The organism is Pseudomonas sp. XP1, from assembly GCF_053557675.1.
Genome location: NZ_JBNRIJ010000023.1, coordinates 36915 through 43520, shown reverse-complemented (window position 1 = coordinate 43520; position 6606 = coordinate 36915). Strand labels below are relative to the sequence as shown.

Genomic DNA, 6606 nt, shown 5'->3' with positions numbered 1-6606 from the left:
CCCGCGAAGGGGCCGGAGCAGCTCAGAACAGGACTTTGGCCACGTCGGCGAAGCGCTTGGCGAAATGCACTGTCAGGCCTTCGCGCAGGTAGTCCGGCAGTTCTTCATAGTCCCCACGGTTGGGCTCCGGCAGGATCAACTCGAAGATCTTCTGCCGCCGCGCCGCAATCACCTTCTCACGCACACCGCCAATCGGCAGTACCTGCCCGGTCAGGGTCAGCTCGCCGGTCATGGCCACGCCCTTCTTCGGCGCCTGGTCTCGGGCCAGCGACAGCAGGGCGCTGGCCATGGTGATACCGGCACTCGGGCCGTCCTTGGGCGTGGCGCCTTCGGGCACGTGCAAATGAATGAACGCTTCGTTGAAGAAACCTGGGTCACCACCAAACTGCTTGAGGTTGGAACTGACGTAGCTATAAGCGATTTCGGCCGACTCTTTCATCACATCACCCAGCTTGCCGGTCAGCTTGAAGCCGCGGTTGAGGGTGTGGATGCGGGTGGCTTCGATCGGCAGCGTGGCGCCGCCCATGCTGGTCCAGGCCAGGCCTGTGATCACGCCTTTGCCGGCCAGCACCTGCTCGCTGCGGAACACGGGCATGCCTAGCGCGGTTTCAAGGTCCTTGGCGCCTATCTTCAGTTTGGCTTCGGGGGTCTCCAGCAGCTTGACCACGGCCTTGCGCACCAGCTTGCCCAGTTGTTTCTCCAGCTGGCGCACTCCGGCTTCGCGCGCGTAGCCTTCGATTACCGCGCGCAGGGCACTGTCGCTGATGCCGAGGCTGGTCTTGGCCACGCCGGCCTTTTCCAGCTGCTTGGGCCACAGGTGGCGCTTGGCGATGGCCAATTTCTCTTCGGTGATGTAGCCGGACAGACGAATCACTTCCATGCGGTCGAGCAATGGCCCGGGGATAGAGTCCAGGGTGTTGGCGGTGCACACGAACAATACCTTGGACAAGTCCAGGCGCAGGTCGAGGTAGTGGTCGAGGAAGTCGACGTTCTGCTCCGGGTCGAGGGTTTCCAGCAGTGCTGAAGCAGGGTCGCCCTGGTAGCTCTGGCCCATCTTGTCGATCTCGTCGAGCATGATCACCGGGTTCATCACTTCGACGTCCTTCAGTGCCTGCACCAGCTTGCCGGGTTGGGCGCCGATGTACGTGCGGCGGTGGCCCTTGATTTCGGCCTCGTCACGCATGCCGCCGACACTGAAGCGGTAGAACGGCCGGCCGAGCGATTCGGCGATGGATTTGCCGATGCTGGTCTTGCCTACCCCGGGCGGGCCCACCAACAGCACGATCGAGCCGCTGATCTCGCCTTTCCAGGCGCCCACGGCGAGGAATTCGAGTATGCGTTCCTTGATGTCGTCGAGGCCGGCGTGGTGCTGGTCGAGGACCTTGCGCGCGTGCTTGAGGTCGAGCTTGTCCTTGCCGTAAACGCCCCAGGGCAGGGCGGTGGCCCAGTCCAGGTAGTTGCGGGTGACGGCGTATTCGGGCGAGCCGGTTTCGAGAATGGCCAGCTTGCCCATTTCTTCGTCGATGCGCTTGCGCGCCTGGTCCGGCAGGGTCTTGCCTTCGAGGCGCTGCTCGAACTGCTCGAGGTCGGCGCTGCGGTCGTCCTTGGTCAGGCCCAGCTCCTGCTGGATGACCTTGAGCTGTTCCTTGAGGAAGAACTCGCGCTGGTGCTCGCCGATCTGCCGGTTGACCTCGGCCGAGATCTCGTTCTGCAGGCGCGCGACCTCGACTTCCTTGCGCAGCATCGGCAGGACCTTTTCCATGCGCTTTAGCATGGGGACGCAGTCGAGCACTTCCTGCAACTGGTTGCCGGTGGCCGAGGTGAGTGCGGCGGCGAAGTCGGTGAGTGGCGACGGGTCGTTGGGGCTGAAGCGGTTGAGATAGTTCTTCAGCTCTTCGCTGTACAGCGGGTTGAGTGGCAGCAGTTCCTTGATCGCGTTGATCAGTGCCATGCCGTATGCCTTGACCTCGTCGGTCGGCTCGGCGGGCTGGCGCGGGTACTCGACCTCGACGAGGTACGGCGGGCGGTGGTGCTTGAGCCAGGTACGGATGCGTACCCGGGTCAGACCTTGGGCGACGAACTGCAGTTTGCCGTTTTCGCGGCTGGCGTGGTGCACCTTCACCAGCGTGCCGTACTGCGGCAGCGCAGAGGTATCGAAGTGGCGGTGGTCCTCTGGCGGGGTATCCATGAAGAACAGGGCCAGGCTGTGGTCTGGCGACTTGGCCACCAGGTCGAGGGTTTCTGCCCAAGGTTCTTCATTGACGATGACCGGCAGCACCTGGGCCGGGAAGAATGGACGGTTGTGGATCGGGATCACGTAGACCTTGTCCGGCAGTTGCTGGCCGGGCAGGGCGAGGGCGTGGCCGGTTTCGGCCTGGGGAGTGGTGTGTTCGACTTCGCTGTGTTCGTCGGGATGTTCCGGGAAATCCTGCTGGTCGCTCATGGGGCACCTGCGTGAATGACTATGGTGCTTAGATGGGGCGCGGGGGGATGGGTTTCAATGGTAGATGATGGCAGGAGGGAAGGGGATCTTTGGTGGCCTGTTCCGGCCCTATCGCCGGCAAGCCAGCTCTCACTGGTGACCCACTGCTTTCAAGGCTAGTGGAGTACCTGGGGGAGCTGGCTTGCCGGCGATGAGGCAAGTACAGCGGGTGAGCCCCGCTGGCGGGGCTCGGCAGCTTTACTCAGCCAGTTTGTAGGCGATGATGTAGTCGCCCATCCTGGTGCCCAGCGAGCCATGCCCGCCGGCAGTCACCAGCACGTACTGCTTGCCATCCTTGCCGGTGTAGGTCATCGGCGTGGCCTGGCCACCCGCGGGCAGGCGGGCTTTCCAGAGTTCCTTGCCGTTGTTCACGTCATAGGCACGCAGGTACTGGTCCAGGGTGCCGCTGAGGAAGCCGACGCCACCAGCGGTGACGATCGAACCGCCCATGCTCGGCACGCCAACCGGCAGGCCGATCGGCACCGGGGTGCTGTCGCGGGTGGTGCCGTTCTTGTGCTTCCACACCACCTTGTTGGTGAACAGGTCGATGGCGGCGACATAGCCCCAGGCCGGGGCCTGGCACGGGACGCCCAGTGGCGACATGAACGGGTGCATGGTCACCGCGTACGGCGCGCCGGTATTCGGCTGCACGCCGCTGGTCTCGCTTTCGCGCTTGCTGCCCTCGGCCACCTGCTCACGCGGGATCATCTTCGACACGAAGGCCATGTAGTTTGGCGAGGTGAACAGCAATTGGCGCACCGGGTCGACCGACACGCTACCCCAGTTGAACACACCTACGTTGCCGGGGTAGACCAGCGACCCTTGCTCGGACGGCGGAGTGTATTGGCCTTCGTAACGCAGTTCGCGGAACTGGATGCGGCACAGCATCTGGTCGAACGGCGTTGCGCCCCACATGGCCTGTTCGGTCAGCTCGGGGCCGAGCAGGTTCAGGTCGGAGCGGGCCTGGGTCGGCGAGGTGTGGTCGCCCTTCACCGCACCTTGAGGGGTGGGGATCTCACGGATCGGCACGATCGGCGTGCCGTCGCGGCGGTCGAGCACGTACAGGCTGCCTTGCTTGGTTGGCACGATGATAGCCGGCTTCACGCCATCGTCGGTCTTCAGGTGGACCAGGGTCGGCTGGCTGCCGACATCCATGTCCCACAGGTCGTGGTGGGTGAACTGGTAGTTCCAGCGAGCCTTGCCGGTGGCAAGGTCGAGGGCGACCACGCCGGCGCTGTACTTTTCGGCACCCGGTGTGCGGTTTGCGCCCCACTGGTCCGGGGTCTGGTTGCCCAGTGGCAGGTAGATCATGCCGAGGTCTTCATCGACGCTGGCGATCGACCACATGTTGGCCGAGTTGCGGCTGTACATCTTGCCGGGAGCCAGTGGCTTGGTGTCGTCCGGGTTGTTGCTGTCCCAGTTCCACACCAGGTGGCCATCGTGCACATCGTACGCACGGATCACGCCGGATGGCTCGTTGGTCGACTCGTTATCGGTGACATGGCCACCGATGATCACCAGGTCACGGGTGATCGCGGCTGGCGAGGTGGAGTAGTAGCCACCAGCGGTGAACGGGCCGATGCCGGTAGTAAGGTCGATCACGCCCTGGTTGGCGAAGCCTTCGCAGACCTTGCCGTTGTCGGCATTGATGGCGATCAGGCGGGCGTCCGCAGTCGGCAGGTAGAGACGGCGAGGGCAGGCCTGGGCCACGGCTTGGCCGGCGTCGGTGATTTTCGGAGCCGGGCTGCCGTCGCGGCTGACGTAGCGGTTTTCGTCGTAGTACGAAACGCCGCGGCAAGTCATGTGGGCAAAGCCTTTGAAGGTGCCGACCGGGCTCTTGACCTGCGGGTCGTAGCGCCAGATTTCCGCGCCGGTGTCCGGGTCCAGGGCCAGCAAGCGGCTGTGCGCGGTGCAGGCATAGAGCATGCCGTTGACCTTAAGCGGGGTGTTCTGGTTGGTCAGCTCCACCGGGTCGTTTTCGGTCGGCAGGTCACCGGTACGGATGCGCCATGCCTCTTCCAGGCGGTAGGCGTTCTGCGGGGTGATCTGGCGCAATGGCGAATAGCGGTCGCCGTGCTCGGTGCGGCCGTAGGCTTGCCATTCACCGTCGGGCATGGCCGGGGCAGCGCTGGCCATTTCGCTGCTGTCGCGGCCCAGTTCGCCGAACACTTCACCGGGGTGGGTGAACTGGCTGCCCAGGGCGCAGGCGCCCGAAGCGACCACTGCAACGCCGAGCAGCGCAGTGTTGGCCTTGCTGGCCGGGCCGATCAGTGGACGACGCGCCCAGGGCAGCAGCAGGACCACGCCGATGGCAAACCAGATGGCCAGGCGTGGCACCAGTTGCCACCAATCCAGGCCCACTTCGAGCAGGGCCCACACGGTGCTGCCCAGCAGTACCAGGCCGTACAGGCCCAGGGCGAGGCGGCGCTGAGCCAGCAGCAGGATGCCCGACAGGGCAAAGCCGATACCGGCGATCAGGTAGTACAGCGATCCGCCCAGCTGGCTCAGCTTGATGCCGCCGGCCAGCAGGGCCAGGCCCATCAGCAACAGCAGCGCGCCGATCAGGCGCGGTAGCCAGCGGCTTCCATTGTTGGCACCTTCAGTGCTCATCGTAGGTTCTCCGTCAGGTCAAAAAGGGGTTAGAAACTGCTCTGGATCTTCAAGCCGCCGATCAGGGCGCCATCGACCTGCGACACCCCGCCCGGGTGGCGGATGTACTGCAGGTTGGGGCGGACCGTGAGCCAGTCGGCCAGGTAAATGCCGTAGTACAGCTCGGCGCTGTATTCGGTGTCCTGCACCGGCAGGAAGCCTGGATTGTCATAGTCGTCGGTGCCAATGGCCTGGTTGGCCAGGCGCGTGTTCTTGCGATAGGCAGGGTTGACGTGCACACGGGCCAGGGCGAAGCCGATGTCGTCCTTGGCGCGGGCGTCGAAGGGCCCTTTGTATACCAGTCCTGCCTGCACATAGTTGTCGATGGCATTGGTCTTCTTGTCGTGCATCGTGGCGTTGGCGAACAGGCTCAGGCCACGCGACTGGTCGGACGCCAGCGAAGTCACCTGCTGCTGGGCGCCGAGCCACAAGCCGTGCTTGCTCGAACTGCTGCGGTAGGCGGCGCCGCTGAGCGCTGCGGGCTGGCCATTGCTGTCTTTGAGAACATCCTGTGCCTTGGCATTACTGTAGTAGTAGCCGGCGCGATATTCCCCTTTCAGACCATTGACCTGTGGGCTCCATACCAGTTCTATCGGCATTACCGCACCTTGGGTGCCGCTGCCGCTGAGCTTGAAGCCGTTGCCTGACTCCAGGTTGGAGGGGTTCTGCTCGAACACGCCGACCTGGGCGTACAGCGCATTGCTGAGGTTGTAGCGCACGCGCAGGGCCCACTGGCTGACCGGCCAGTTGTACCAGATGCCGCCTACCCAGTTGCCTACCTGCGAACCGCAGAAGGCCAGGTTCTGGAAGTCGCAGGGGAAGCTGTTGAAGTCCTCGCCTTCGCCGAAACGGCCGAATTTCACATCCAGTGCGCCATCGAAGTACTTCTGCTTGATCCACATCTGCGTCAGCCGCCAGGTTTCGCCACGGCCCCATACCTCCTGGGCCGAGGTGAAGCCGCCGACACGCGGGTCGTTGATGCGGTCGTTGCTGATGTTGTCGCCGTGACGCTCGGTGATGGTCAGCTGGAATTCGGTGTCGTGCCAGCCAAGGATCTTCTCCAGGTCCAGGTGGCTGCCGAAGGTGAACTGGTCGCTGTAGCGCGCTGTGCGGTCGTGGTCGAAGCCACCATGCAGGTTGCTGCCCATCTCGCCGGTGTAGCCGAGGGTGAAGTCGTAGCCTTTTTCCAGCAGTTCGCTGCGGGTGCCACCCCAGTCGCCGAGCATCCACGGGGATCCTTTGACGAACATTTCGCTGGCGTCAGTGGGGGCCGCCAGGGCGCTGAGTGCAAGGCCGATGTAACAGGTTTTGGGCAGTTGGAACATGAGATAGCGCTATCTTTTGATTATTGAATAAACGGCAAGCGCATCGAAGGGCGGGCCCTTCAATGGATATGGCAACAAGATGGTTTCGATGAAGCGATTCAGCTTGCGGCGGGGAGGATATAGGGGAAGTTGTAAGAAAAAAAGACAAAT

At 63.5% G+C, this 6606-nt stretch carries 3 protein-coding genes; all 3 read right to left on the bottom strand.

What is annotated here, in order from left to right; all coding sequences use genetic code 11:
* Positions 1-22 precede the first annotated feature (22 nt).
* Positions 23-2443, bottom strand: a complete 2421-nt coding sequence (gene lon / locus ACK1U9_RS18480; protein ID WP_046614778.1) for an endopeptidase La — start codon at positions 2441-2443, stop codon at positions 23-25.
* Between the two features lie 237 nt (positions 2444-2680).
* A complete protein-coding gene (locus ACK1U9_RS18475) occupies positions 2681-5092 on the bottom strand; it encodes a glucose/quinate/shikimate family membrane-bound PQQ-dependent dehydrogenase (protein ID WP_085601574.1) in 2412 nt (803 codons plus the stop codon).
* 29 nt (positions 5093-5121) lie between these two features.
* On the bottom strand, positions 5122-6456 hold the full coding sequence (locus ACK1U9_RS18470; protein ID WP_449110084.1) for a carbohydrate porin: 1335 nt from the start codon (positions 6454-6456) through the stop codon (positions 5122-5124).
* Positions 6457-6606 lie beyond the last annotated feature (150 nt).